The sequence below is a fragment of the Sedimenticola hydrogenitrophicus genome (assembly GCF_025175675.1).
Lineage (GTDB): Bacteria > Pseudomonadota > Gammaproteobacteria > Chromatiales > Chromatiaceae > Sedimenticola > Sedimenticola hydrogenitrophicus.
Window position 1 is genome coordinate 12,454 of record NZ_JANIOA010000016.1, and the last position, 24,540, is coordinate 36,993.

29 protein-coding genes are annotated in these 24,540 nt (G+C 61.3%); 2 read left to right on the top strand and 27 right to left on the bottom strand.

All coding sequences use genetic code 11. From position 1 onward, the window contains the following. Positions 1 to 294 precede the first annotated feature (294 nt). The 3 genes from NPX02_RS10375 to NPX02_RS10385 are packed head-to-tail and all read right to left on the bottom strand — an operon-like array spanning position 295 to position 2,271. Complete coding sequence (locus NPX02_RS10375) at positions 295 to 834, bottom strand: DUF2058 domain-containing protein (protein WP_260293474.1); 540 nt, start codon at positions 832 to 834, stop codon at positions 295 to 297. Positions 835 to 888: 54 nt separating this feature from the next. Then, positions 889 to 1,665, bottom strand: a complete 777-nt coding sequence (locus NPX02_RS10380; protein ID WP_260293475.1) for a class II glutamine amidotransferase — start codon at positions 1,663 to 1,665, stop codon at positions 889 to 891. A gap of 48 nt (positions 1,666 to 1,713) precedes the next feature. Then, positions 1,714 to 2,271, bottom strand: a complete 558-nt coding sequence (locus tag NPX02_RS10385; RefSeq protein ID WP_260293476.1) for a class II aldolase/adducin family protein — start codon at positions 2,269 to 2,271, stop codon at positions 1,714 to 1,716. Between the two features lie 191 nt (positions 2,272 to 2,462). On the opposite strand from NPX02_RS10385, the gene modB reads away from it, so the two are divergent. Both modB and modC read left to right on the top strand, forming a co-directional pair. Then, complete coding sequence (gene modB / locus NPX02_RS10390) at positions 2,463 to 3,146, top strand: molybdate ABC transporter permease subunit (RefSeq protein WP_260293477.1); 684 nt, start codon at positions 2,463 to 2,465, stop codon at positions 3,144 to 3,146. Beyond that, complete coding sequence (gene modC / locus NPX02_RS10395; RefSeq protein ID WP_260293478.1) at positions 3,143 to 4,222, top strand: molybdenum ABC transporter ATP-binding protein; 1,080 nt, start codon at positions 3,143 to 3,145, stop codon at positions 4,220 to 4,222. Before modB ends, modC begins: the two co-directional genes overlap by 4 nt. On the opposite strand, the gene mobB is transcribed toward modC, so the two are convergent. The 24 genes from mobB to fliN form a co-directional block, all read right to left on the bottom strand. Then, positions 4,219 to 4,758 carry a molybdopterin-guanine dinucleotide biosynthesis protein MobB gene (gene mobB / locus NPX02_RS10400; protein WP_418067328.1) on the bottom strand — a complete coding sequence of 180 codons (540 nt, stop codon included), beginning with the start codon at positions 4,756 to 4,758 and terminating at the stop codon, positions 4,219 to 4,221. The genes modC and mobB overlap by 4 nt on opposite strands. Beyond that, entirely contained in the window at positions 4,751 to 5,494 is a 744-nt protein-coding gene (locus NPX02_RS10405; protein WP_260293480.1) for a DUF4197 domain-containing protein, read from the bottom strand. Before NPX02_RS10405 ends, mobB begins: the two co-directional genes overlap by 8 nt. 275 nt (positions 5,495 to 5,769) lie before the next feature. Then, positions 5,770 to 6,081 (bottom strand): hypothetical protein, encoded by a 312-nt coding sequence (locus tag NPX02_RS10410; protein WP_260293481.1) that lies wholly within the window; start codon positions 6,079 to 6,081, stop codon positions 5,770 to 5,772. A 569-nt stretch (positions 6,082 to 6,650) separates the two neighbouring features. Further along, the gene (locus NPX02_RS10415) at positions 6,651 to 7,016 is read right to left on the bottom strand and encodes a DUF2802 domain-containing protein (RefSeq protein ID WP_260293482.1); all 366 of its coding nucleotides are present in this window, start codon (positions 7,014 to 7,016) and stop codon (positions 6,651 to 6,653) included. A gap of 10 nt (positions 7,017 to 7,026) precedes the next feature. After that, a complete protein-coding gene (locus tag NPX02_RS10420; protein ID WP_260293483.1) occupies positions 7,027 to 7,200 on the bottom strand; it encodes a hypothetical protein in 174 nt (57 codons plus the stop codon). A 26-nt stretch (positions 7,201 to 7,226) separates the two neighbouring features. After that, positions 7,227 to 7,709, bottom strand: a complete 483-nt coding sequence (locus NPX02_RS10425) for a chemotaxis protein CheW (protein WP_260293484.1) — start codon at positions 7,707 to 7,709, stop codon at positions 7,227 to 7,229. A gap of 73 nt (positions 7,710 to 7,782) precedes the next feature. Further along, entirely contained in the window at positions 7,783 to 8,517 is a 735-nt protein-coding gene (locus NPX02_RS10430; protein ID WP_260293485.1) for a chemotaxis protein CheW, read from the bottom strand. Beyond that, complete coding sequence (locus tag NPX02_RS10435; protein WP_260293486.1) at positions 8,514 to 9,314, bottom strand: ParA family protein; 801 nt, start codon at positions 9,312 to 9,314, stop codon at positions 8,514 to 8,516. The genes NPX02_RS10430 and NPX02_RS10435 overlap by 4 nt, the downstream gene beginning before the upstream one ends. Next, entirely contained in the window at positions 9,311 to 10,141 is an 831-nt protein-coding gene (gene motD / locus NPX02_RS10440) for a flagellar motor protein MotD (RefSeq protein ID WP_260293487.1), read from the bottom strand. Before motD ends, NPX02_RS10435 begins: the two co-directional genes overlap by 4 nt. Then, entirely contained in the window at positions 10,141 to 10,881 is a 741-nt protein-coding gene (locus tag NPX02_RS10445) for a flagellar motor protein (RefSeq protein ID WP_260293488.1), read from the bottom strand. Before NPX02_RS10445 ends, motD begins: the two co-directional genes overlap by 1 nt. Position 10,882: 1 nt before the next feature. Further along, positions 10,883 to 11,932 (bottom strand): protein-glutamate methylesterase/protein-glutamine glutaminase, encoded by a 1,050-nt coding sequence (locus NPX02_RS10450; RefSeq protein ID WP_260293489.1) that lies wholly within the window; start codon positions 11,930 to 11,932, stop codon positions 10,883 to 10,885. Between the two features lie 84 nt (positions 11,933 to 12,016). After that, a complete protein-coding gene (locus NPX02_RS10455) occupies positions 12,017 to 14,203 on the bottom strand; it encodes a chemotaxis protein CheA (RefSeq protein WP_260293490.1) in 2,187 nt (728 codons plus the stop codon). Between the two features lie 12 nt (positions 14,204 to 14,215). Continuing rightward, positions 14,216 to 14,929: a protein phosphatase CheZ gene (locus NPX02_RS10460; protein ID WP_260293492.1), complete on the bottom strand. Its 714-nt coding sequence runs from the start codon at positions 14,927 to 14,929 to the stop codon at positions 14,216 to 14,218. Between the two features lie 33 nt (positions 14,930 to 14,962). After that, entirely contained in the window at positions 14,963 to 15,337 is a 375-nt protein-coding gene (cheY, locus tag NPX02_RS10465) for a chemotaxis response regulator CheY (protein WP_470423643.1), read from the bottom strand. Between the two features lie 56 nt (positions 15,338 to 15,393). After that, positions 15,394 to 16,134, bottom strand: coding sequence for an RNA polymerase sigma factor FliA (locus NPX02_RS10470; RefSeq protein WP_260293495.1), 741 nt, complete (start codon positions 16,132 to 16,134; stop codon positions 15,394 to 15,396). Beyond that, positions 16,131 to 16,970 carry a MinD/ParA family protein gene (locus NPX02_RS10475; protein ID WP_260293496.1) on the bottom strand — a complete coding sequence of 280 codons (840 nt, stop codon included), beginning with the start codon at positions 16,968 to 16,970 and terminating at the stop codon, positions 16,131 to 16,133. The genes NPX02_RS10470 and NPX02_RS10475 overlap by 4 nt, the downstream gene beginning before the upstream one ends. Positions 16,971 to 17,004: 34 nt before the next feature. Then, positions 17,005 to 18,252 carry a flagellar biosynthesis protein FlhF gene (flhF, locus tag NPX02_RS10480; RefSeq protein ID WP_260293497.1) on the bottom strand — a complete coding sequence of 416 codons (1,248 nt, stop codon included), beginning with the start codon at positions 18,250 to 18,252 and terminating at the stop codon, positions 17,005 to 17,007. A gap of 352 nt (positions 18,253 to 18,604) precedes the next feature. Then, the gene (flhA, locus tag NPX02_RS10485) at positions 18,605 to 20,707 is read right to left on the bottom strand and encodes a flagellar biosynthesis protein FlhA (protein ID WP_260293498.1); all 2,103 of its coding nucleotides are present in this window, start codon (positions 20,705 to 20,707) and stop codon (positions 18,605 to 18,607) included. 19 nt (positions 20,708 to 20,726) lie between these two features. Then, positions 20,727 to 21,863, bottom strand: coding sequence for a flagellar biosynthesis protein FlhB (gene flhB, locus NPX02_RS10490; RefSeq protein WP_260293499.1), 1,137 nt, complete (start codon positions 21,861 to 21,863; stop codon positions 20,727 to 20,729). Between the two features lie 3 nt (positions 21,864 to 21,866). Then, on the bottom strand, positions 21,867 to 22,646 hold the full coding sequence (fliR, locus tag NPX02_RS10495; protein WP_260293500.1) for a flagellar biosynthetic protein FliR: 780 nt from the start codon (positions 22,644 to 22,646) through the stop codon (positions 21,867 to 21,869). Positions 22,647 to 22,661: 15 nt separating this feature from the next. Beyond that, entirely contained in the window at positions 22,662 to 22,931 is a 270-nt protein-coding gene (gene fliQ, locus NPX02_RS10500) for a flagellar biosynthesis protein FliQ (RefSeq protein ID WP_260293501.1), read from the bottom strand. A gap of 12 nt (positions 22,932 to 22,943) precedes the next feature. After that, positions 22,944 to 23,681 carry a flagellar type III secretion system pore protein FliP gene (gene fliP / locus NPX02_RS10505; protein WP_305792830.1) on the bottom strand — a complete coding sequence of 246 codons (738 nt, stop codon included), beginning with the start codon at positions 23,679 to 23,681 and terminating at the stop codon, positions 22,944 to 22,946. Continuing rightward, entirely contained in the window at positions 23,678 to 24,103 is a 426-nt protein-coding gene (fliO, locus tag NPX02_RS10510; protein WP_260293502.1) for a flagellar biosynthetic protein FliO, read from the bottom strand. The genes fliP and fliO overlap by 4 nt, the downstream gene beginning before the upstream one ends. Then, positions 24,100 to 24,522: a flagellar motor switch protein FliN gene (gene fliN / locus NPX02_RS10515; RefSeq protein ID WP_260293504.1), complete on the bottom strand. Its 423-nt coding sequence runs from the start codon at positions 24,520 to 24,522 to the stop codon at positions 24,100 to 24,102. The genes fliO and fliN overlap by 4 nt, the downstream gene beginning before the upstream one ends. Between the last annotated feature and the right edge of the window lie 18 nt (positions 24,523 to 24,540).

The following is a 24,540-nucleotide window of genomic DNA, read 5'->3' on the forward strand; positions in this document are numbered from 1 at the left end:
CCTTTATTCTTTGCGCTCTTGGCGTCTTGGCGAGAGTCCGTTTGCCGTCTGTCAGCCAGGGGCGCTCGATCCATGCATAGGTCAAACCTGACGAGTCCCCCGGCTGAGCCGGGGGACTACCCAGGGGATGCACCAGCCTTAAGCACCGGCACCCCGGAGCTAGCTGGAGATTGGCCTATGCTTGCATATCGCGATGCCTTGTTACCGCTAGCGAATCACACTTCCGTGAACCGGGGCGGGACAGGATGGCCAGCTTCAATGAACCTGATCCACACGAGGCCGCAAACCCACCGCTTACCACATCAGATCATCCGGCACCTGGAAGTCGGCGTAGGGATCGTCCTCGTCCACATCGCCGGCAGGGTCATTTCGCAGCACAATCGTCGATCCATCCCGCTGGGCGATTTTCTCCGCCACGCCGATGGGCACCACGGCATAGTGGTCGTCAAAGCGGGTGATGGCCAACTGCCCGCGACTGAGGCGCGACTGGATCTGCTCGCTGACATAGAGTTTCTTGACCTTGCTGCCATCGGTGAAGCTATAGGCGAGTTGGCCTTCATCCAGCGCCACCTGGTTCATCTCGATCAGTTGCCTGATCTGTGCCTGCACAGCGCGTCTGTCCGCTTCGGCCTTGCGCTGGAGATTGAGTTGCCGGTCCCGTTCCGCCTGGACCCGTTGCGCCTCTTTGGCCGCCTGTTTCACCTCGTCCGTCGATTGGGCATGCCCCTTGCGTTGCTGCTTGGCCTGTTTCTGCTTTTCCTTGCGCACTTCACTGGCCTTCTTCTTGTCCACCAGACCCGCCTTGAGCAGCTGATCCTGTAATGAGATACCCATCAATAAATCCTCATTGGTTTGGTTAGCCGTCTGTCGGGATCGACCAACAGACGCCTAGTCTTTATAACATTCGACCACGTCGCCGTTGTGAAAAATCATGCACTCCCCCGGTGCTATCCGGGTCCACTCCTCGTTGGCGGTCAGCGGCTCGGTGGCAATCACCGCCACCCGGTCCTGCGGGGTGGTGACCTGGGTGAAATCCACCGTCACATCCAGATCCTTCAACTCCGCCTTGTCGAACGGGTGCCGGCGAATCAGGTAGTGCAGATCGGTACTGCAGTGGGCGATCAGGATCTCGCCATTGGAGAGCAGAAAGTTAAAGGTGCCGAGCCGGGCAATCTGCCGCGTCTTCTCGCGGATCGCCTTGCACAGCTCCGCGATCGGGGGGCGCTTGGCAAAGCGTTGCCGCAGGTGGTGGAGGATGGCGCAAAAGGCGCGTTCACTGTCGGTGGTGCCCACCGGTTGATAACAGCCCGAGAGTTCCGGCGCATACTCCAGCAGATCGCCATTATGGGCATACACCCAGTACTCACCCCACAGCTCGCGGATGAACGGGTGGGTATTCTCCAGGCGCACCGCACCGACGCTCGCCTTGCGGATATGGGCGATCACATTCATCGAATGGATCGGGTAGTGCTTGACCAGGTCCGACACCACGGAATCCGCCGAGGGCTGTACATCCATGAAAGTACGGCACCCCTTGCCTTCAAAAAACGCAATACCCCAGCCGTCCTTGTGCTCATCGATTTCACCGCCCCGCCGGGCGAAGCCCTCGAAGGAGAAGCAGATATCGGTGGGTACGTTGCAGTTCATTCCCAGCAGTTGACACATGTTTCAAATCCACTTTCCGCTACTGTTAAGGTGATTGCCGGAAATCGTCTAAACACTGCCCATCTGCCGGGCGATAAAGGCGGTTTTCGCGGATAGCTCCAGCGAGCAGGTCCACTTATAGGCCAGATTCAACGTCTCTCCCGCGGCATAGACCCCGTGCCCCCGTACCACGGTGATGCGGTGCGATTGCAGCATGGCGGCCACTGCCGCCGGGGCCTGCGCCACATAGTCGGCATAGGGAATGGTGATCACCGGCACCTGGGGGAAATAGAGTTGCCCCTCAAAATCCACCGGCATGAAAGTCTCCCCATTCAGGGTCGCTGCCACCGTGTAGGGGCCATGACTGTGCAGCACCGCGGTGACCGCGGGATTCTGCCGGTACACCTGTTGATGCAGCGGGCCGTCCAGCGAGGCCCCGCCGTCGCAGCCCCGGGCCACCGAGCAGGCCACCAGATCATTGACGGTCAGGGTATCGGCACAGGCACCCGTGGGGGTTATCCAGAAGCGGTCGCCATCCCGCACCGAGGCGTTGCCGCTGTGCGAATCGTTGTTCCCGTATTGCCGCAGCCACCGGTAATACTGTACCAGCTGTTGACGTATCTCCATCCCGGCTCCTTCACGTTCACCTGTTGGACTATGATAGGCGAATTATCCCTTTATCAGTACAATAACGGAAATCCCCATACTGGATCCGCTATGCGTTGTACCAAGAATAGAGGCGGCCACGGCCTGCCGGCAGTTAGGCCTTTTGACGGTCTCCGCCCTGTGGCAAGCGGCCGTGCCGAGGCGCCGAGGTGATGACGCCCGACGATCTGGCGGCACTCTGGGTCACCCTGCGACTGGCCCTGACCTCCACGCTGCTGCTGCTGTTGCTGGGGACACCGGTCGCCTGGTGGCTGGCCAGGTCCCACTCCCGCGCACGCACCCTGGTGGAGACCATCATCGCCCTGCCCCTGGTGCTGCCGCCGACGGTACTCGGCTTCTACCTGCTGATCGCCCTCTCCCCCAACGGTATTATCGGCGCGGGCTGGATGGCCCTGGGCGGGAGCGGACTGGCCTTCACCTTCAGCGGTCTGGTGATCGGCTCGGTACTCTACTCCATGCCGTTTGTGGTGCAGCCGTTGCAGAATGCCTTCGCCGCCATCGATCGGCGTACCCTGGAAGCCGCCGGCACCCTGCGGGCATCGCCCCTGGATAGCTTCTTTTCGGTGGTGATACCTCTGGCGCGTCCCGGTCTGATCACCGCCGCCACCCTGGGATTTGCCCACACCCTGGGCGAATTCGGTGTGGTATTGATGATCGGTGGCAACATACCGGGCAAGACCCAGGTCCTCTCCATTGCCATTTATGATCACGTGGAGTCGCTGCAGTATGCCCAGGCCCACCTGCTCTCCGCCGGGCTGTTGATCTTCTCGTTCCTGATTCTGTTCCTGGTCTACCGCACCAACGGCAGCAGCCTGCTGCGCCGGGAGAACCGGTGAGCACCGGCATCAACTTTCGTTTCAGATTGCCGTTGGGCACCTTTACCCTCGATGCGAAAGGTGAAATTCCCAGCCGCGGGGTAACCGCCCTGTTCGGCCGCTCCGGCTGCGGCAAGACTTCGCTGCTGCGCTGTATTGCCGGACTGGAGCAGGCCGGCGAGGCCTACCTCTCCATCGCCGGCGAATGCTGGCATGACAGCGATAAAGGCTTTTACCTGCCGCCACACAAGCGCGCCATCGGTTACGTATTCCAGGAGGGGATGCTGTTTCCGCATCTGCGGGTGGGGGAGAACCTGAGGTTTGGTCACCGCCGGACGCCGGTCGGTCAGCGCAGTGAGGATTTTGACCGGGTGGTGCAACTGCTGGCGTTGGGACCGTTAATCGATCGCAGTCCGGCCCAACTCTCCGGTGGCGAAAAACAGCGGGTGGCCATCGGCCGGGCGCTGCTCAACCACCCCCGCCTGCTGCTGATGGACGAGCCGATGGCGGCGTTGGACCGGGGACACAAAAAAGAGATCCTCCCCTACCTTGAGCGGCTCCATGGGGAGTCCAATATCCCCATCATCTACGTCACCCATGACCTGAATGAACTGGCCCGGATTGCCGATCACCTGGTTCTGATTGAGCAGGGAACCATTCTGGCCGCCGGTCCCTTGAACGAGATGCTGGGCCGGGTGGATCTGCCGATCGCCCGGGATGAGGAGGCCGGCGCCCTGTTCGATACCCGGATCGTCCATCATGACGAGACCTACCACCTGACCCGGCTGGCGTTTGGCGGTTGCGAACTGACCGTGGGCTGGATCGACCGACCGGTCGGGGCGATGGTACGAATCCGCATCCATGCCAAGGATGTGAGCCTGGCACTGGACCCGCCCGGCCCGACCAGCATCCTCAATGTGCTGCCGGTGACGGTGTTGGAGATGGCGGCGCACGGCCGTGGCCGGATGATCGTGAAGCTTGAGCTGGGCGGGGAAGCGCTGCTGGCCCGTATTACGCAGAAATCCCAGGCCAATCTTGATCTCCAGCCCGGGATGCGGGTCTATGCCCAGATCAAGAGTGTTGCGCTCTCGCTCTAGCCGGCGGCGTCCCGATCGGCCATCCAGTCGATGATAAAGTCGGCGATCTGCCGCGCCTCGTTGAGATCCAGCAGGGGCAAGGGCAGCCCATCCGGTGGTGTACCGTCACAGGCGAAGGCGACAATGGCGGGATCCTTCGGATAGAGCAGCGGTTTCCCCAGGGCGCTGCGGTGCAGTTCGATTTTCGGAAAGGCCACGTGCTTGAAGCCCTCCACCAGGATCAGGTCCAGGTTCGCCTGGTCCAGCTGGTCAATCATCTCCTGCAGCACCGGATCCTCCCGGGTCTCGGTCTCCACCATCAGCGCCCAGCGCCGGCCCGAGGCGATCAACATCTGCGACGCCCCCGCCTTGCGCAGTTCGTAGCTGTCCTTGCCCGGCTGGTCGATATCGAAATCGTGATGGGTGTGTTTCACCATGCCGATGCGCAAACCCTGCCCCTGCAACAGCGGCAACAGCTTCTTCAACAGCGAGGTCTTGCCGGTGCCGCTATAGGCGGCAAACCCCAGGACCGGTATCTCTGCGTTCAATCTACCCACCAAACACCGTCTTCAGGATGTCCGTGGTTCGGGCAACCGGGTCCTCGCGGATCAGCCGCTCCTGCTCGGCCAGTTTCAGGAACAGACCATCCAGTGCCCGGGCGGTGACGTACTTATCCAGATCCAGCGCGTCCATATCCACGTAGGAGCCGAGGAAGCCCACCTGACCGACCAGATCCTTGTAGGCGGAGGTCACGCCGGCCCGTTTGGTGGCCTGTTGCACGATGGGCAGGATGACCGCCTTCAGCCGATCGCTCCCCTTGGCCTTGAAGTAGTCGGTGGCCGCGCTGTCGCCACCCTTGAGAATGCCCCGGGCATCCTCCAGCGACATCTGACGGATGGTCTCGCCGAAAATCGACAGCGTCTCCGGGACCGCCTGCTCCGCCGCCCGGTTCAGGGTGGTTTCGAACTCGTCCACCAACGTGCCCTGACCGACAGCCCGCAGCCCCTTGGCAACGCTATTCAGCCCCTCGGGCAGCGGGATCCGCACCTGGGCGTCGTTCAGGTACCCCCCCTGGCGACCGAGCAGGGCAATGGCCTTCTCGGTACCGACGCGGAGGGCCTCCTTCAGCCCCTGGATTATCTGCTCGTTGCTCAGGGTGGACGCAGTGGATACGTCGCGCTGCTCAACCGCCTCCCTGGCCGATTCAAGCCAGGACTTCCAGTCCGCCTGGGCCACCCCGGCGATGAACACGGCGCCCAATAGGAGGGCCGATACCCCTTGTTTCTGCTGCATGGCTAGGCTCCCGGCCGGCGCTTGCGATTGTGGTGGGCAGTGCCGGACCGGAGCGGACGCCCCGCCGGTTGCATGCGGTTTAGTGTACCAGAAGTGGGGGGATTGGCAGGTATTCCCGTTTCGGGAACAGATCCGGCCGGGCCGCAGAGCGTGTCTGTTTCAGACCGTCACGGAACAGGATTTCAGCGATGGCATGGCGGTGCGCCGATGCCAGGGGTTTGCGTTACTCTGAAAACCCTGGCATGGCGGCTCGCCTTGGTACGAACGCCGCCGGATCAGCGAGACGGGCTGCTGCCGAGCAGCAGCGCGAACTGCAGCGCCTCCCGGTGGCTGACGCGTACGGCCTGGTTCACCGGTGCATTACAGATGAAACCTGGGGTGCAGCTTGGCAGACGTGCCGAGGTTGCCTTATTCTCGACGACAGCCTGCTCCTGCAGGTGTGAAGTGATGGCAGGCAATCCGTTTCCGGCCGCAAGTGATCGAGTGTTCTGAGTCGTTCCCATGGCGGTGGTTGATGCCGTTACCAGCATGACCAGACCGACCAGTGTTTTCGAACCGATATGTTCAGACCCGTGTATTCTGCCCATGACGCCACCTCTAAATCTGCCCGGTAATCGCCCTCCCGAGTGCAAGTCTGGACAAGGTCATATAGAGATACAAGGGCCTGGCAGGCAAAAAGAATGGTTTATTTTCAAAGCGCTACGCCACTCCCATTTCGCTTAACGACCGGCTCCCAAACATTGCGGAACCGCTTGGCATTCAAAGGGTCGATTGGGTCACACCGTTAAACCTTCCTCGCGGCCAGTGCGGTAGATCCATCGGTTGATTGAACGCGTGCAGGGTTGAAAAACAAGCCCCGTCTGCAGAATTTGTGGGCGCGGGAATCGGACATTTTCTCTCGCCAAGACGCCAAGAACGCCAAGGAAAACTGATTTCTTCGCTTAAATTCCGATTCCTCACTCTTTGCGCGCTTGGAGTTCTTGGCGAGAGTGGAAAACCCGTTCCGAAAATAAACGATCTGAAAACCTTAACTCTTCGCTGCCGCTTCCAGCATGCCATGCGCCAGGTGCTCGCTATGGGCAAAACATCAGCACACGGATTTTGCGAAGAAGCCAGGAGTAGATAGAGGTGTAGCTGAGAGGTGGCTTGGGAGGGGTTATTTCGAGCCGTGCAGCATCACCACCAGATCGGCTTCGCTACGGCTCAGGCCGAGTTCCTTCACCAGGTCGCTGGCGCTGGCGCCCCGCTGTACCAACTGGATCGCCTCCCCGTAGGGACGGTCCGGCTGGCTGGACTCCATCGACTCCTGCCGATGGGCCAGATCGCGGCCGCTGCGTTCCAGATCGCTGACCCGTTGATCGACGCCCACCGCTCCGGAGCAGAGGGCGTTGAGATTTTCCGTCAAGGAGTGGATCTGTGACTCCGCCTCGCGTAGCCGCCCGGCGAAAGTGCGCAGCCGAAGGCCGGTGAGGATCAGCGCCGCGATGGCCAGAAAAAGAGAGACGAGCGTAAGGATTTGCATAACAGCGTATTCAGGCGTAATCGTCGATCTTTGGGTGCTTGTCACCCCCATTGATCACCGGTTTAGAGGGCTGGTTTTTTTTCTTTTTGTCCTGCGGCTCGATCTCGGGGCGTTTCCCCCGGGATTCATCACGCCGCACAGGCCAGGCAGGCTTGATCGGTGTTGGCTGACTGATTTCCGACATGGCTCACCTCCGGTTGCGGGCAAAAATCAGAACATACCGACCTGATCCCACTCCTCTTCGCTCAGCAGTTTGTTCAGATCCACCACTATCAACAGATCATTTTCCCGTGTGGCGACGCCCTGGATAAACTTGGAACTGTCCTCGTTACCCACATTCGGCGCCGCATCGATTTCCGAGCCACGCAACTCGACCACCTCGGCCACACTATCCACCAGAATGCCGACCACCTGCATCTCGGACTCGATAATTACAATCCGGCTCGCTTCACCGATATCCCCGGGGGGTAGGCCGAAGCGGCTGCGGGTATCGATAACGGTAACGACATTTCCCCGCAGGTTGATGATGCCGAGGACATAGGGCGGCGCACCGGGTACAGGGGCAATCTCCGTGACCCGTAACACCTCTTGTACATGCATCACGTTGATGCCGTAGGTCTCATCCTCCAGACGGAATGTGACCAGCTGATAAACAGGATCATTTGCTGAACCCTCGGCAGCGCGAGTAGTCATGGCCGTACCTCTGTTTCACTTAAATTATATGTCATTTTACTGGCCCCCTCGGGGCGATGCAGAACCGAAGGCATTATTTGTGCCCCACCATCTCCAGCAGTGCGTCCACATTGAGCAGTACGCTCAGCTGCTCGATCACGGTACCGGCCATCCAGGGTCGGCAGCCCACCCCGCGGCGCCAGCGGACATCCGCCTGCTCCAGGGTCAGCGGGCTTTGCAAGCTGTCGCAGGCCAGCCCCCAGCGACCATCCCCGATCATCAACACATGGCTGCCCCGGGGTCGCTGCTCCGACGCCTTCTCCAGGCGGTCCGGCATGATCAGCTGGGCGGTATCGATCACCACCACATTCCGCTCCCGATGGACCAAGACCCCCAAATGCCAGTCGGGTTGCCCCGGGATCCGGGTCAGATCCTGATCCCATTCGGTGATACTGCAGAGCGCCGTGAGCGGCACCACCATATTCATGCCGCGCACCCTGAAGGGCAGGCACTGGAACCGCGAACGACCCCACTCCGGAACGATCCCTTCCGGCTCGCCCGCCGCCGCCGCGGTCACTTCTACTGCTGTATCGACCGACGGGGCGATTTCTATAGCCCCAGCCGCCTCGACCGCCGCCTCGCTCTGCACTCCCTGGCGAATCTCCACCACCTGGGCCAGTTTCGGTTGCGCCTGAACGGGGGCAGTCACGGTCCGCGGCGGCGCCTCCTGGAACGCCTCCACCTCACTCAGCAGTGCGGCCAGATAGCTGTCGATCGCCTGTTCCGGGGCATGCAGTACCGCCTTGGGTTTTTTCGGGTCCATACTCATTGGGCCACTCCGGATACGGGGATCGATTTCGGCTCGCTCTGCAACATCTCCAGTAGCGCCGTGTAGGCCTCCACGCCTTTTCCCCGCGGGTCCGCGACCGAGGGCGGCAACCCGACCTTGCTCGCCTCCCGCAACCGGGTATCAACCGGGATGACCCCATTCCAGATGTGTTCCCGGTAGGTCTCCCTAAGCACGCGCAGACTATCGACCGAGGCCCGGGTGCGGCGGTCGAACATGGTCGGTACGATGGTGTAGGGGAGCGGCGTGCTGCGCGCCTTGAGCACCATCTTCAGGGTATGCAGCATGCGCTCCAGCCCTTTCAACGCCAGGAACTCGGTCTGCACCGGGATGACCAGCCGTTCACAGGCGGCGAGCGCATTCACCATGAGTACACCCAGCATCGGCGGACAATCGATCATCACATAGTCGAACTGCCCGGAGAGCTGCTCGAACGCCCGCTTCAGCACCAGCCCCATCCCTTCCATGCGTCCGGCCTGCCGATCCAGCGTAGCCAGGGCGACCGACGCCGGCAGCAATTGCAGTCCCTCCGTGCCGGTCTTGTACAGCAGGCTGGCGGGGTCGATCGGTCTTTTGTCGGCCGCCGCCTGAAACAGGCTGTAGGTGCTCTCCTCGATGGCATCTGGATCGTAGCGGAAGTAGCTGGTAAGCGACCCGTGAGGATCGATATCCACCAGCAGGGTACGAAACCCCCATACCGAAAGCAGACCACCCAGGGTCACGGCGGTGGTGGTTTTCCCCACCCCGCCCTTCTGATTGGCGATGGTCCAGACCTTCATCCGTCACCCCCGCTGGAAGTTCCCGGCGGGTATGCGCTGCCATTCGTCAGCTGCCGCGCCATGATCAGTAGATTGACCCGCCGATTGTCCTTCCTCCCCTCCGCGGTGGTGTTGCTGGAGAGCGGCCTGAACTCGCCATAACCGATGGCGGCCATGCGCTCGGAGGCAACGCCCAGCTTGGCGAAGTAGTGCACCACACTGGCGGCCCGGGCGGCGGAAAGCTCCCAGTTGGACGGGAAACTGATGGTGCTGATGGGCACATTGTCCGTGTGCCCCTCCACATTGATCATATTCGGCAGCGGCTTGACGATAAGGATCACATTGCGCAACGCCTTCAGGGCCTCCCGGGAGAGTCTGGCGCTGCCGCTTTCAAAAAGCATGCTGCTTTTCATCTCCACCTCGACGCCCCGGTCCGTGCGGCTCACATTGACCAGCCCCTGATCGGCATATTCCAGCAGCGCCCGGGCGAGTTCGTTTTCCACCGCCTCCAGGGTGCGGCTCTCCATCAGCGAGCCGTCCTCGCCACGCTCGGACAGCGGATCCGATGGCAGGGTCTGCGGTTGATTCCGCTCCGGAACCACCGGATCCCCCATCTGAGGTTCCAGGGTACGCACCTCATCCCCGACCTGGATGGGATCGGCACTGCGCACCGGGGAGACGAAGGCCTCTGTCAGGGTGTTGGAGAGGACACGGTATTTGCCGTCGTTGACCGAGGAGATGGAGTACATGACGACAAAAAAGGCAAACAGCAGGGTGATGAAATCGGCGTAGGAGACCAGCCAGCGCTCATGGTTATCATGCTCCTCATGCCGTCTTCTGCGCGCCATCAGATGATATATCCCTGCAGCTTTGACTCGATATTGCGCGGGTTTTCCCCCTCGGCAATGGATACGATACCCTCGACAATCATCTCCCGATAATGAGTCCGGCTGAGCGCCAGCGCCTTCAGCTTGCTCCCGAACGGCAACAGGAACAGGTTGGCCAGGCCGACACCATAGATGGTGGCCACGAATGCGGTGGCGATGCCGCTACCCAGCTTACTGGGATCGGCCAGATTCTGCATCACATGAATCAGCCCCATGACCGCGCCGATGATACCGATGGTCGGTGAGTAGCCGCCCATACCTTCAAACACCTTTGCCGCCTGCAGGTCATGCTGCTCGCGGGTCTCTATCTCCACTTCCAGGATGTTGCGGATAACCTCCGGTTCACTGCCATCCACCAGCAGTTGCATCCCCTTGCGGATAAACAGATCAGGCTCCTTCTCGGCAATCTCCTCAAGCCCGAGCAACCCCTCTTTTCTGGCGACATTGCTCCACTCGACCAGCTTCCTGATGGTGGGATTCAGCTGCTGCCCGGTCGGCCTGAAAACGCTCCCGGCGGAACGCAGGGCATGCAGAAACACCGTCATCGGGGTCTGCAGCATGATGGCGCCGATGGTGCCGCCGAACACGATCACCAGGGCGGGTCCGTTGGCCAGGGCGCCGATCTCGCCACCCTCCAGTGCGTTCCCGCCCAGGATGGCGGCCAATGCGATGATGACACCGACAATGCTCAGGTAGTCCATGTCACACCGCCTTGATCAGACTGGGTCCGATATCCGCCAAGGCGAGTACGCGGTCGGATAATCCCGCCTTTTCAACCGCCTGCGGCATGCCATAGACCACGCAGCTCTCCTCATTCTGTGACCAGACGGTTGAGCCGCCCTCCTTGAGTAGGCGTGCCGCCTGTTTGCCGTTCGCGCCCATACCGGTGAGGATGATCGCCAGCACATCGCGCGGCATCAGCCGGGCCGCCGAGCCCAGGCTCACGTCGACACAGGGCCGATAGGTCTGCTCGGGAGTACTCTCCTTGACGCGGATCACCACCCCCTCGCCACGGCGTTCCAGCAGCATCTGTTTTCCACCCGGGGCCAGGTAGGCATGAGCGGGGCGCAGCAGATCCCCATCCGCCGCCTCCTTGACGCTGATGGCACACTGGGAATCCAGCCGCTCCGCATAGGCGGGGGTGAAACTGGCCGGCATATGCACGACGATAATGATCGGCAGGGGAAAGCTCGCCGGTAACGCCGCCAGCAGCGTCTGGATGGCCACCGGCCCCCCCGTGGAGGCACCGATCGCCACCAGCCGGTAACTGCCCCGGTGAATCGGGTAGGCGGGGCGCTGTGCCACCGGTGCCGGCCGGGGCTTGATGAGGGTACCAAGACGCCGGTTGACCCCGCGCGTGCCGATCGCCAGCACCCGTCGCACCAGCAGCGTGGACGCCTCCTGGCCGGTAGTGCTGTCGAACTGTTTCGGCAGAAAATCCACCGCCCCCGCTTCCAGGGCATCCAGCGTTGCCTTGGCGCCCTCGTGGGTGAGCGATGAGAACATCAGGATCGGAATCGGATTTTCCGCGACGATGCGTTTTACCGCGCTGATGCCGTCAAGTACCGGCATCTCCACGTCCATGGTGATCACATCCGGTTTCAGGCGCCGGGCTTCGATGATGGCGCTCTGGCCGTCACCGGCGAAACCGACCACCTCGATCATGGGATCGCCACCCAGCATGGCGGCGATTCGCCTGCGGAAGAACGCCGAATCGTCGACCACCAGCACCCGTACCCTGGAGCCGACCATTAGCGGCCTACCCGAGGGTTGCCGGGGGCGGCGGGTGGACAGTCCGGATGATCGGTTGTTTTCAGTCCAATCCCGGATTTCAGGTCAGCGACGGGCATATTTTCTCATCAAACCCGGAATATCCAGGATTAGGGCGATGTTGCCATCACCGGTAATCGTCGCCCCCGCCATCCCGTCCAGCCCCTGCAACAGGGCGCCCAGCGGCTTGATCACCACCTCCTCCTGTCCGATCAACTGGTCCACCACCAGGCCGACCTGGGTATTCGCCACGTTGACCACCACCACGTGTCCGACCGCTTCTCGGTTTTCCCGGGCGCTGTTCGGCACCAGCCACTTGTGCAGATAGAACAGCGGTAGCGCACGTTCACGCACCATGATGGTCAACTGGCCATCCACCACGTTGGTGCGCCGCAGATCGAGATTGAAAATCTCCACCACACTGGCCAGGGGCAGGGCAAACGGCTGCTTCCCCAACACCACCATCAGGGTCGGCAGAATGGCCAGGGTCAGCGGCAGCTTGATCGTGATCAGACTGCCTTTGCCATATTCCGAATCGATCTCCACCTGGCCGTTCATCTGGGCGATCCGGGTCTTGACCACATCCATGCCGACCCCTCGCCCGGAGACATCGGAAATCTCGGTCTTGGTCGAGAAGCCGGCCGCGAAGATCAGGTTATAACAGTCCCGGTCATCCAGACGTGCCGCCGCCTCTTCATCCATCATCCCCTTCTCGACGGCCTTGCGGCGCAGTATGTTGGGATCCATGCCCTTGCCGTCATCGGCAATCGTCAGCAGGATATGATCCCCGGCCTGGGCGGCGGAGAGTACCACCTTGCCGCGGCGGGGTTTGCCGGCGGCCTCGCGCTCCGCCGGACTCTCGATGCCGTGATCGACCGCATTGCGCACCAGATGCACCATCGGATCGGAGAGTGCCTCGACCAAGTTCTTGTCCAGATCGGTCTCCTCGCCATGCAGTTCAAGATCGATCTCCTTCTTCAGGCTGCGCGCCAGATCCCGTACCACTCGGGGGAAACGGCCAAAGACCTTTTTCACCGGCTGCATCCGGGTCTTCATTACCGAGTTCTGCAGATCCGAAGTTACCACATCGAGATTGGCGACCGCGGTGGCGACCTCTTCGTCACCCAGTTTGGCCTTGAGGGTTTCCAGCCGGTTGCGTACCAACACCAGCTCACCGACCATGTTCATGATCTCGTCGAGTCGGGCGGTATCCACGCGGATGGTGGTCTCGGCCGTGGTCGAAGGGGCTTTGCGTGCTTGCGCCTGGGCGCCTTCCGCCTTGGCCGGGGTGTCGTCCGGTGCCGGTCGTTTGATGGTCGGCTTGGGTTGCTCGATGGCGGCTGGCGCCGCTTTCCGGGGCACTGGCGCGGGCGCAGGCGCGGCACCATTGATCACCCCGAACTTGCCCTTGCCGTGCAGCTCATCCAGCAGCGCGTCGAACTCCTCTTCGCTGATCTCGTCCGATGCCGCCGGGCTTGCGGGCGCGGTCGACTTGGCCCCGGTCGCCGGCGCAGCCGCCGCGGGCACGCCGCCAAACTGCCCCTTGCCATGCAGTTGATCCAGCAGGTCCTCAAACTCATCCTCGGTGATATCATCACCGCCGGCCATGGCGGGTTGCGCGACGGCCGCCGACTTTGCGGCCTTGGCCGGTGCCGGCACCCCCCCGTGTTTCCCGGTCCCATGGAGTTGGTCCAGCAGTTTTTCAAACTCCTCTTCGGTGATGTCGTCACCCCCACCGAGGGCGGGATCCGGCTGTTCGGCGGTTGCCGACGCCTCCTGATACGCAGCGGCTGCGGGTTCCGGTTCCGGTTCGGGATCCGGCGCGACAGCCGCCGGTACTGCCGGTTCGGCGACCACCTCACTTTCAGGAACGGCCAGCCGGTGGAGCGTCTCCAGCAGGCCGGGATCGGCCGCCTCCGGCTCCTCGCCGGCCTGCACCCGGGCAAACATCTCGTTCACCACATCCAGTACCTGCAGTACCGCGTCCATCAATACCGCATCGGCGCGCCGCTGCCCCTGACGCAGGACATTGAAGACGTCCTCCGCCCGGTGGCAGACCGTCACCAGGGGATCGATACTGAGAAAGCCCGCACCGCCCTTGATGGTATGGAAGCCGCGAAATACTGCATTTAGCAGATCATAATCGTCAGGACGCTGTTCCAGATCCACCAGCTGTTCGCTTAGCTGTTCAAGGATCTCCCCGGCCTCAACCAGGAAGTCCTGCAGGATCTCGTCATCCATATCAATGGCCATGCTTAGACACCTCTAAAAGCCTAGACTGGAGAGCAGATCATCCACATCATCCTGCCCGTTGACCGTATCACCCTGATCGATCCCGGGGATGACGGGTCCCTCCAGTTTCTTTGCATCTTTTTGTTTTTCTGGCAATTTTGAGCCGGATATCCGAACCAGCTGCACCAATTTATCTTCCACATCGTGTACCAGGGTGATCACCTGCCGGATAATCTGTCCGGTCAGATCCTGGAAGTCCTGCGCCATCAGTACGTCGGTCAGATGGCCGTGCAGCTGTTTGGAACGCGTTGCGGTCAATTCCAGAAAGCCGCCCAGTTCCCGGCTCAGTTCCCTGAAATCATCCACGGAAAGCTCCCGGTTACAGAAGCGCTCCCACTGGACGGATATGGCCCGTGCCTGGCAGCCCAGATCATCCGCCAGGGGCAATCCGGCCTCTACCGCACTCAGCGTGGTATTGGCCGACTTCTCGGTCATGCTGATCACGTAGCTGAGCCGCTCGCTGGCATCCGGTATTTCGACCCGGGCCAGCTCGGTGATACGCGGATCGAGCAGGAACTCGTTGATCGCTTCATGCAGCTCCCGGGTCAGCCGGCCAACCTCCATGAACAGCTTGCTCTCCACGCCCTCCGACAGCATGGAGGCAATGCGCGTCACTTCCGCTTCATTGCCCGATTCCAGTTGCTGTACCAGCTCCCTGGCCAACGCCAGACGCTCGCCACTATCCATACAGTTCTCCCGACGGACTCGTCATGCGACCGGTCAGCTGCCTACACGCTCAAAAATCTTGCTGATCTTCTCCTCCAGCGTCACGGCGGTAAACGGCTTGACCACATAGCCGTTGACGCCCGCCTGGGCCGCCTCGATGATCTGCTCGCGCTTGGATTCGGCGGTGACCATCAGCACCGGTAACTTCACCAGATTGGGGTCCGCCCGTACCGCCCTCAGCAGGTCGATGCCGGTCATCCCGGGCATATTCCAGTCCGTCACCAGGAAATCAAAGTTACCTGACTGCAACATGGGTAGTGCGGTATTACCATCATCCGCTTCCTGGGTATTGGTGAACCCCAGATCCCGTAGCAGATTCTTAATAATCCGTCGCATTGTGGAGAAATCATCCACAATGAGAATCTTCATGTTTTTATTCAAGGCAACCTCCAAACTCGATGCCGTTACGTATTTTCATAGACCGATCAGAGTTCATCTGCATCGGATAACCAATCTGCCAGGCGGGCGCGTAACCGCAGGGTTGCCTGGCTGTGGATCTGACACACCCGGGATTCACTGACGCCCAGCACCTGACCGATCTCCCGCAGGTTCATCTCCTCGTCATAATAGAGGGCGATTACCAGCCGCTCCCGTTCCGGTAATCCGGCAATCGCCTCGGCCAGGGACTTTTTGAAGGCATCTTTCTGCATGCCGTCAAACAGCCCCGCCGCATTACCTTCGCTACCGTCGCAGGGCAGTTCGCCAACCGACTGGAGCTCCTCGATACTGAAAATGCGGCAACCGGCCGCATCCTGCAGGATACGGTGATACTGCACCAGATTCATATCCAGCACTTCCGCCACTTCCACATCCCGGGCATCGCGGCCATGCTCGTTCTCGATGGACCGCATGGCATCGGCGACCATCCGCGCCTTGCGATGTACCGACCGGGGCGTCCAGTCACTGCGGCGGATCTCGTCGAGCATGGCGCCCCGGATACGAATCCCCGCGTAGGTCTCGAAGCTGGCGCCCTGACTGGGATCGTAATTTCTGCTTGCCTCGAGCAGACCAATCATCCCCGCCTGTATCAGATCATCCGCCTGTACGTTGGGCGGCAGACGATTCATCAGGTGATAGGCAATGCGCTTGACCAGGGGAGCATGCCGATTCACCAGGGTGTCGGCATCCATCTCCTGAATCGCGGTATAACTCGCTAGTCCGCTCACCGGCCCATCTCCCCGCTCTGACTTGTGTATTGAATCAGCCGTTCCACGAAGAACTGGAGATGCCCGCTGGCGCCATCCGGTACAGGCCAGTTATCGGCCTTCTGTGCCAGATTCTTGAATATTTTTGCAATGTGGCTACGCGGGTTGGCCTGAACCACAGGTTTCTGTGATTTCACCGCCTTTCTGAGATTTTCGTCATAAGGAATGCTGCCCATGTAGCTAAGCATAACATCCAGGTACTGATCAGTAACACGGCACATCTTGTTGTACAGGTTGCGTCCCTCTTCCGCCGTGCGGGTCATGTTCGCCAGGATACGAAAGCGGTCCAGGCCATACTCCCGGTTGAGTAATTTGATCATGGCGTAGGCGTCGGTGATGGATGCCGGTTCATCGCAAACCACCACGATCAACTCCTGGGCGGCGCGACTGAAGCTGACCACCGTATCCGAGATGCCCGCCGCGGTGTCGATGATCAGGACATCCAGATCCCCGCCCACATCACTGAAGGCACGGATCAGCCCGGCATGCTCCGCCGCACTCAATTCGGCCATCTGCTGTACCCCCGACGCACCCGGCACCACACGGATACCGCCCGGCCCCTGCACCACCACCTCTTCCAGGGTACGCTCACCACTCAGCACATGGGACAGGTCGTACTTGGGATGGAGTCCCAGCACCACATCGATATTGGCAAGCCCGAGATCGGCATCCAGCAGCATCACCCGCCGCCCCATCTCCGCCAGCGCGACGGCCAGATTCACCGAGATATTGGTCTTACCAACTCCGCCTTTTCCGCCGGTAACTGCGATGACCCGTACGGGTGTAGGTTGAACCATGCGTCTTAATCCTGCTGCTTGATCTGTTATTGCATCAGCCATGAGCATTTGCTCTCGCCCCCCCCAGCGCCAGTGCCAGGTATTCATCGGAATACTCCCCACCCCCTGTGCTGCAGGCCACGGCCTTGCTGACCAGGGTATGCGAACGAGCCAGATGGAGATCCTCCGGGACCTTCTGACCGTCGGCGACAAAGGCCAGGGGCAGCGCCTGGTGGATCAGCGCCGACAGCGCGCCGCCGAGCGAACCGGCCTCGTCCACCTTGGTGAGTATGCAGGCCTCGGGTTTTGCCGCCCCGAAGGCGCTGATCGCCTGTTCCAGGGAGGAGTAATCGGTCGCGGCGGAGAGGGTCAGAAAGCTGCGCACGCCCTGTCCGGCCACATCCAGCAGCGCCAGCTGTTCACTGAGCCGCACATCCCGCTGACTCATGCCGGCCGTGTCGATCAGGATCAGCCGCTTTCCCGTCAGTCCGTTCAGGGCAACCGCCAGCTCTTCGCGGGTACCCGCCGAGCGTACCGGCACATCCAGGATCCTGGCATAGGTATTCAACTGCTCCTGGGCGCCGATGCGATAGTTGTCGGTGGAGATCAGCGCTACCTGATGGGTGCCGTGGCGCAGGGCGAAACGGGCGGCCAGCTTGGCCACCGTGGTGGTCTTGCCGACGCCGGTGGGCCCGATCAGGGCAAACACACCACCCTGCTCCAGCAGATCGTCGCCGACGGTCTCGATACGAGTTGCGAGATAGTAGAGTGCCTTGCGCCAGGCCTGATCGGCACTGGTGGCATCCGCGACCGCGTCCACCAGCTGGGTGCAGATATCGGGGCTGATGGCGAGCCCCATCAGTTTGCGGAAAAGGTCCCGGGTTTCCGGATTGTGATCGCCCATTTCACGCCAGCTCAACCCCGAGAGTTCGGTCTCCATCATGCGGCGTAGCGCCTTCATCTCCTGGCGCATCTCCACCAGCACCGGATCCTGGCTCCACTCCACCTTGGGGACCACCTGCTCCTTCAGCTGCGACACCGATGCCACCCCGGAGGCCATCTCGCCCGCTGCCGGGTTGTCCCTGCGCTGCGGACGGGACGGCCTGAGCGTGGTGAGGGCCGGTTTGGCAGGGCTGGGCGGCGGGGGCGCGAAGGCGGCGGCATCGTAGTCGATGGCCGCCACCAGCTCGATGCCGCCATCCACCTTCTTGTTCGACAGAATGACCGCGTCGGAGCCCAGCGTCTCGCGAACCTGGCGCAAGGCCTGGCGGATATCCGATGCGAAAAAGCGTTTAATCTTCATAACGAGTACTCTGTCAGGATGATATTGACGTATTCAGTTGTCCTGTCCGCGTTCCTGGCAAGGCGCGGCTCGCAGCTAATGGCCCGGTCCTTTGCAAGAGCCGCAACACGGCCAGGGGCGCGGACAGGCCAACCCGTAGGGCGTCCCTGTGGTGTCCCGCCGCTGCGTTGCGTCGCTTGACAAGGACCGGGCCATTGCCTGCACGACGCGCCTTGCGGCGAAACACCACAGGGGCGCTGAACTAGTCAATATCATCCTGATAGAGTACTAGCTTCCCTGCAGCCAGCTACCCGATCAAACGGCTTCTTCAATCCGCCATTCTTGAATGCTCGATCGTTTAGCGATGGCTGCCTTATGTTTCTGCATTGGGCCTGCCCACCGTGGCAACCACCTTGATCTTGCGGTTGTCCGGTATTTCGTTATAGGAGAGCACACTCATACCCGGTACGCTGTGCTTGACAAAGCGCGCCATCCACATGCGGATCGGTGCGGCGACCAGTAGTATGCTCTCCTGTCCTGCTGTCTCCTGTTGGTTGGCGGTTTCGGCCAGCGCCTTCTGCAGCTGTTCCGCCAGACCGGGTTCGAACCCGACCCCCCCTTCATGAGCAGGCTGAATGGTCTGTTGCAATATCTGTTCCAATCCAGGATCCAGCACAACAACGGGAATTTCTTCAACAGGACCAACAAGTTGCTGGACAATGGAGCGGGACAGGGCAACCCGCGTCTTGGCGGTCAATGCGCCGAGGTCTTGACTCTGAGGCGCATATTCCGCCAATGTTTCGGCAATGGTGCGGATATCCCGTATCGCCACCCCCTCGGCAAGCAGGTTCTGCAGGATCTTCAGCAGCTGTCCCAGGGTCAGTACCGCCGGCACCAGATCTTCCACCAGTTTGGGGGCATTGCGGCTCAACACCTCCATCAGCTGCTGCACCTCCTCGTGCCCGATCAACTCATGGGCGTGGGACTGCAGGATCTCGCTCAGGTGGGTAGCGACGACGGTGCTGGCATCCACCACGGTGTAGCCGAGGGTCTGGGCCTGGTCGCGCTGCACGGCGTCGATCCACACCGCCTCCAGGCCAAACGCCGGGTCGGTGGTCGCCACGCCCTGCAGGGTGCCGAACACCCGCCCCGGATTGATCGCCAGTTCCCGGTCGGGATAGATCTCGGCTTCGCCGATGGTGACGCCATTCAGCGAGATCCGATAGCCGCCGGGACTGAGGTCGAGGTTATCGCGAATGTGCACCGGCTGAATCAGGAAACCCAGCTCCTGGGAGAGCTTTTTACGCACCCCCTTGATCCGGTTCATCAGCTGGCCGCCCTGATTCTTGTCCACCAGCGGGATCAACCGGTAACCCACCTCCAGACCAATGATATCCACCGGCTGCACATCATCCCAGGTCAGTTCCTTCTGCTCCGGCGCGGGCGCCGGCTCGGGCATGGGCTCGACCAGCGGCGCGGCCTGCTCGCGCTGTTGCCGCTGCAAGATCCACCAGGCACCGCCCCCGGCCAGCGCCGCCAGGGTCAGGAAGGCAAAATTGGGCATGCCGGGGATGATGCCCATCATGCCCAGCACCACCGCGGTGATGATCAGCGCCTTGGGATTGGTAAACAGCTGACTGAGGATCTGCCCGCCCATGTCCTGCTTCGACGAGGTCACCCGGGTGACAATGATGGCGGCCGAAGTGGAGAGCAGCAGGGACGGGATCTGCGCCACCAGGCCGTCGCCGATGGTCAGCAGGGCATAGAAACGCAGAGCGGTTGACAGATCCAGGCCATGCTGCAGCATGCCGATGGAGAGCCCGCCCAGGATATTGATGAACAGGATCAGGATGCCGGCCACCGCATCACCGCGGACAAACTTGCTGGCGCCGTCCATCGCCCCGTAGAAATCCGCCTCCTGGGCCACTTCATCACGCCGCTCCCGGGCCTCGTCCTGATTGATCAGTCCGGCATTCAGATCGGCATCGATCGCCATCTGCTTGCCGGGCATGGCATCCAGGGTGAAACGGGCACTGACTTCCGATACCCGCCCCGCGCCCTTGGTCACCACCACGAAATTGATAATCACCAGGATGGCGAACACCACCAGTCCCACCGCATAGTTGCCGCCGATGACAAAGGCGCCGAACGCCTCGATCACCTTGCCGGCGGCATCCCCACCCTGATGCCCTTCCAGCAGCACCACCCGGGTGGAGGCGACATTGAGCGCCAGGCGCAGCAGGGTCGCCACCAGCAGGAGACTGGGAAACACACTGAATTCCAGCGGGCGCAGGGTGTACACCACCACCATCACCACAATCAGCGACAACGCGATGTTGAAGGTGAAGAAGATATCCAGCGCCAGCGGCGGCAGCGGGATCACCACCATCACCAGCAGCATCACCAGTACCAGCGGTGCGCCGAGACCGCGTATCCCGGAGGACTTCACATTGTTGAGGATCGCTGTCGCATCCATTATCTAGACTCCGGATAGATCACTCGGGCACCTTCAACTCATCGGGTATCTGCAATTCATCGGGTACCGATGGCCGATGGCCCTGCCCCGGCACATAGGCCCTGAGCTGGAACACATAGGCCAGAATCCTGGCCACCGCGAGATAGAGGCCGGCCGGTATCGGCTCGCCCAGTTCGGTATGGAAATAGATGGCACGCGCCAGCGCCGGCGATTCGATAACGGGCACCGCGTGCTCGCTACCCACCCGACGAATATTGGCGGCTATCAGCTCGGTGCCCTTGGCCACCACCACCGGTGCATTCATGCGCAACTGGTTATAACGTAGCGCCACCGCGTAGTGGGTCGGGTTGGTGACGATCACATCCGCCTTGGGCACCTCGTCCATCATCCGCCGGGTGGCCATTTCCCGTTGCAGCTGCCGGATACGTCCCCGCACCTCCGGCCGTCCCTCGGTATCCTTCATCTCCTCCCTGATCTCCTGGCGGGTCATCTTCAACTGGCGCTTGTGATCCCAGAGCTGGAACGGCACATCCACCGCGGCCACCAGGATCAGCGTCGACGAGATCAGCACGAACGCCCAGCCGATCAGATTGACCAGTTCACTGATGGCGGGCGCCAGCGCCATGCCGCTCAGGCCGATGAAGGAGTCCAGGGTGAGCCACAGCACCAGCGCGGTCGCCCCGCCCACCAGGAAAAACTTCGCCATCGCCTTGGCCAGCTCGACCAGTCCCTTCATCGAAAAGAGGCGCTTGAACCCTTTTAGCGGATTCATCTTACTCAGTTTCGGCGTCATCGCCTCGCCACTGAATGACACGCCACCCAGGGCGATCGAGCTGAGCACCGCCACCACCACCATGACGACAAAAAACGGCGCCAGCATCAGCAGCGCATCCTGAATGCTGGCGACCAGCCGGCGGGTCATGGCCAGGGGATCAAACATATCGACCCGCGGAATGGTCAGGTTGGCGCTCATGATGCCGCTGAGACCCTCCCCCATGCTGCCGCTCATGCTCACCAGGACCATGCCGCCGATCAGGGTTATGGCCAAGGTGTTCAACTCCTTGGAACGGGCTATCTGTCCCTTCTTCTTGGCGTCATCCAACCGTTTCGCTGTCGGTTCTTCTGTCTTCTCCTGGCCATCTTCATTCTCAGCCATGCCTCACCTCTCGATGCGCAGCAGCTGTTGGGTAAAGGAGAGTCCCTCATCCAGCAGTTCGGAAAAGTTGCCCATGACATCGGGCAGGGTGATCCAGATCAGCATGAACCCGATCAGGATCGACATGGGGAAGCCGACGGCGAAGATATTCAGTTGCGGCGCGGCACGGCCGATGACGCCCATGCCGAGGTTGACCAGCAGCAGCGCGGCCACCACCGGCAGGGCCATGAGCAATCCGGCGGTGAACATCCGGCTGGCCCAGCCGACGATCTCCGACAGGCCGTTCTGGCTGAGGCCGGTCATCGCCACCGGAAAGGTATGAAAACTCTGGGCCAGGGTCTCGATCAGCACCAGGTGCCCGTTCAGAATCAAAAACAGCAGCGTGGCCAGGATCAGGTAGAACTGGGAGATCACCGGCACCTGCACGCCATTTTGCGGATCCACCATGGAGGCAAAGCCGAGCCCCATGCTGTAGGCGATCACCTGGCCGCCGAAGATCAGGGAGGCAAACACCATCTGCAGCATGAATCCCATGAACACCCCGATCAGTATCTGCTGCAGCAGGATGACGAAAGCCTCGTGACTAAAGGGATCGACCACCGGTGGCGGCGGAATGACCGGCACCAGCACCCAGGTCAGTACCAGTACGAAACCGATCCTGAACAGCACCGGCGTCTGGCGCGAGCTGAACACCGGCGCGGATATCATTAACGCCCCAACACGCACAAACGGCCAGAAGAAGGCGGCCAGCCAGGTCTGCAGTTGCACGTCGCTAAACAGCATCAGGAGGCCCGGCGGCTAACCGACGAAATCCGGTACGCTCTCATAGAGCGTCAGGGTGAAGTTCATGATCACCTGCAGCATCCAGGGGCCGGTCATCATCAACACCACCACCACGATGATCAGCTTGGGGATGAAACTGAGGGTCATCTCGTTGATCTGCGTGGCGGCCTGAAACATCGCCACCAGCAGACCCACCGCCAGGGCGGGAATCAGCAACACCGCGCCCAGGGCGACCGTGACTTCCAGTGCCCGCTGACCAATATCGAGTACGCTGTCCGGTGTCACCCTGCCCCTCCGTTAAACTAGAAAACTGGACGCCAGGGTGCCGAACAACAGCGCCCATCCGTCAATGAGTACAAACAGCATGATCTTGAACGGGAGTGAGATGATCAGTGGCGAGAGCATCATCATACCCATCGACATCAGCACACTGGCCACCACCAGGTCGATGATCAGGAACGGGATGAAGATCAGAAATCCGATCTGAAAACCGGTCTTCAGTTCCGAGGTGGCGAAGGCCGGCAGCAGCACGGAGAACGGTACCGCTTCGGGCGACTCGAATTCAGCAAAATTGCCGATGCGGGCAAACAGCGCCAGGTCACTCTCGCGGGTCTGTCCCATCATGAAGCCGCGCATGGGAATGGCCGCGCGCTCCAACGCCTGGGTCGCCGTCACCTGCTCCTCCATATAGGGCCGTACCCCCTGGTCATAGACCTGTTGAAATACCGGCATCATGATGAACAGGGTCAGAAACAGCGCCAGTCCGATCATGATCTGATTGGAGGGGGTGCTCTGGGTACCCAGTGCCTGACGCAGGATGGCCAGTACGATCACGATACGGGCGAATGAGGTCATCATCAGCAGGCCACCCGGCAACAGGGTCAGCGCCGTCATCAGAAACAGCACCTGAATGCTCAGGCTGTAAGTCTGTCCACCGTCCGCATTGGGTGTAGCCGTCAACGCATCCAGGCCCGGTGCCGCGGTGACGGCAAACGGGAGCAGCAAGAGGATTAAAAACCGCAACAGACCCATCATTTCTTTCGCTCCGCCAATGCCGTCTCCAGTTGAGGGGCGAAGCGTTCATCGGTTTCGTCGGTAGCCTCCCCTTCCTCCAGCACATGCAACGTCTGGACCCGTCCCGGGGCCACCCCCACCAACAGCCGGGTGGTGCCGACCCGTAACAGTACCGCCCGTTCGCGCGGCCCGAGCGAGACGCCACTCAATATTGCAATCTCCCCCTTGGAGGACATGGGCAGCCGGCCATATCGGCGCAGCAGCCAGCCGAGTGCAAAAATCAGCGCCAGGATCAACACCAGGCCGCCAGCCGTCTCCAGCAGCACACCGCCACCCAGGGGCGATGGTGCCAGCGCGGGCGCGGCCGGACGTTCTGCCTCGGCCGGCGCGATCAACGGCACCAGGAGCAACTGCAGACCGGTGAGGATCAGCGGCCATCTCATCTGCCGAGTCTCCGCACCCGGTCGGCGGGGCTGATGATATCGGTGAGGCGAATACCGAACTTCTCGTTCACCACCACCACTTCGCCTTTCGCGATCAGCGTGCCGTTGACCAGCACATCCATCGGCTCACCAGCGAGACGATCCAGCTCCACCACCGAGCCCTGATTCAGCTGCAGCAGATTGCGTATCGAGATCTGGGTCCGGCCGATCTCCATGGAGATGGTGACCGGCACATCCAGGATGGCATCCATCTGCACCTCGCCACCCCCGCCCTTGGCGGATTCGGCGGTCAACTCCTGGAATTGCGCCGTGTCCGCGGTCATGCCGCCTGACGCCGGGATCACGTCATCCTGTTCTTCCAGCGCGGCGGCCCACTCATCGGCCAGTGCTTGGTTCGGGTCTTTGTCTAAATCGCTCATGCTCTTGTCCTGGCTAAT

Bases quoted from the DNA above. Each gene is read 5' to 3' on its own strand.
- flhF (WP_260293497.1), bottom strand. From the start codon at position 18,252: ATGAAGATTAAACGCTTTTTCGCATCGGATATCCGCCAGGCCTTGCGC.
- motD (WP_260293487.1), bottom strand. From the start codon at position 10,141: ATGGCGCGCAGAAGACGGCATGAGGAGCATGATAACCATGAGCGCTGG.
- fliP (WP_305792830.1), bottom strand. From the start codon at position 23,681: ATGATGGGTCTGTTGCGGTTTTTAATCCTCTTGCTGCTCCCGTTTGCC.
- NPX02_RS10420 (WP_260293483.1), bottom strand. From the start codon at position 7,200: ATGTCGGAAATCAGTCAGCCAACACCGATCAAGCCTGCCTGGCCTGTG.
- NPX02_RS10445 (WP_260293488.1), bottom strand. From the start codon at position 10,881: ATGGACTACCTGAGCATTGTCGGTGTCATCATCGCATTGGCCGCCATC.
- cheY (WP_470423643.1), bottom strand. From the start codon at position 15,337: ATGAAGATTCTCATTGTGGATGATTTCTCCACAATGCGACGGATTATT.
- NPX02_RS10410 (WP_260293481.1), bottom strand. From the start codon at position 6,081: ATGGGCAGAATACACGGGTCTGAACATATCGGTTCGAAAACACTGGTC.
- NPX02_RS10385 (WP_260293476.1), bottom strand. From the start codon at position 2,271: ATGGAGATACGTCAACAGCTGGTACAGTATTACCGGTGGCTGCGGCAA.
- fliO (WP_260293502.1), bottom strand. From the start codon at position 24,103: ATGAGATGGCCGCTGATCCTCACCGGTCTGCAGTTGCTCCTGGTGCCG.
- NPX02_RS10450 (WP_260293489.1), bottom strand. From the start codon at position 11,932: ATGGTCGGCTCCAGGGTACGGGTGCTGGTGGTCGACGATTCGGCGTTC.
- fliN (WP_260293504.1), bottom strand. From the start codon at position 24,522: ATGAGCGATTTAGACAAAGACCCGAACCAAGCACTGGCCGATGAGTGG.
- modB (WP_260293477.1), top strand. From the start codon at position 2,463: ATGACGCCCGACGATCTGGCGGCACTCTGGGTCACCCTGCGACTGGCC.
- NPX02_RS10475 (WP_260293496.1), bottom strand. From the start codon at position 16,970: ATGGTTCAACCTACACCCGTACGGGTCATCGCAGTTACCGGCGGAAAA.
- NPX02_RS10435 (WP_260293486.1), bottom strand. From the start codon at position 9,314: ATGAAGGTCTGGACCATCGCCAATCAGAAGGGCGGGGTGGGGAAAACC.
- NPX02_RS10425 (WP_260293484.1), bottom strand. From the start codon at position 7,709: ATGACTACTCGCGCTGCCGAGGGTTCAGCAAATGATCCTGTTTATCAG.
- NPX02_RS10460 (WP_260293492.1), bottom strand. From the start codon at position 14,929: ATGGATAGTGGCGAGCGTCTGGCGTTGGCCAGGGAGCTGGTACAGCAA.
- NPX02_RS10405 (WP_260293480.1), bottom strand. From the start codon at position 5,494: ATGCAGCAGAAACAAGGGGTATCGGCCCTCCTATTGGGCGCCGTGTTC.
- flhB (WP_260293499.1), bottom strand. From the start codon at position 21,863: ATGGCTGAGAATGAAGATGGCCAGGAGAAGACAGAAGAACCGACAGCG.
- NPX02_RS10455 (WP_260293490.1), bottom strand. From the start codon at position 14,203: ATGGCCATTGATATGGATGACGAGATCCTGCAGGACTTCCTGGTTGAG.
- NPX02_RS10415 (WP_260293482.1), bottom strand. From the start codon at position 7,016: ATGCAAATCCTTACGCTCGTCTCTCTTTTTCTGGCCATCGCGGCGCTG.
- NPX02_RS10380 (WP_260293475.1), bottom strand. From the start codon at position 1,665: ATGTGTCAACTGCTGGGAATGAACTGCAACGTACCCACCGATATCTGC.
- flhA (WP_260293498.1), bottom strand. From the start codon at position 20,707: ATGGATGCGACAGCGATCCTCAACAATGTGAAGTCCTCCGGGATACGC.
- fliR (WP_260293500.1), bottom strand. From the start codon at position 22,646: ATGCTGTTTAGCGACGTGCAACTGCAGACCTGGCTGGCCGCCTTCTTC.
- NPX02_RS10375 (WP_260293474.1), bottom strand. From the start codon at position 834: ATGGGTATCTCATTACAGGATCAGCTGCTCAAGGCGGGTCTGGTGGAC.
- NPX02_RS10430 (WP_260293485.1), bottom strand. From the start codon at position 8,517: ATGAGTATGGACCCGAAAAAACCCAAGGCGGTACTGCATGCCCCGGAA.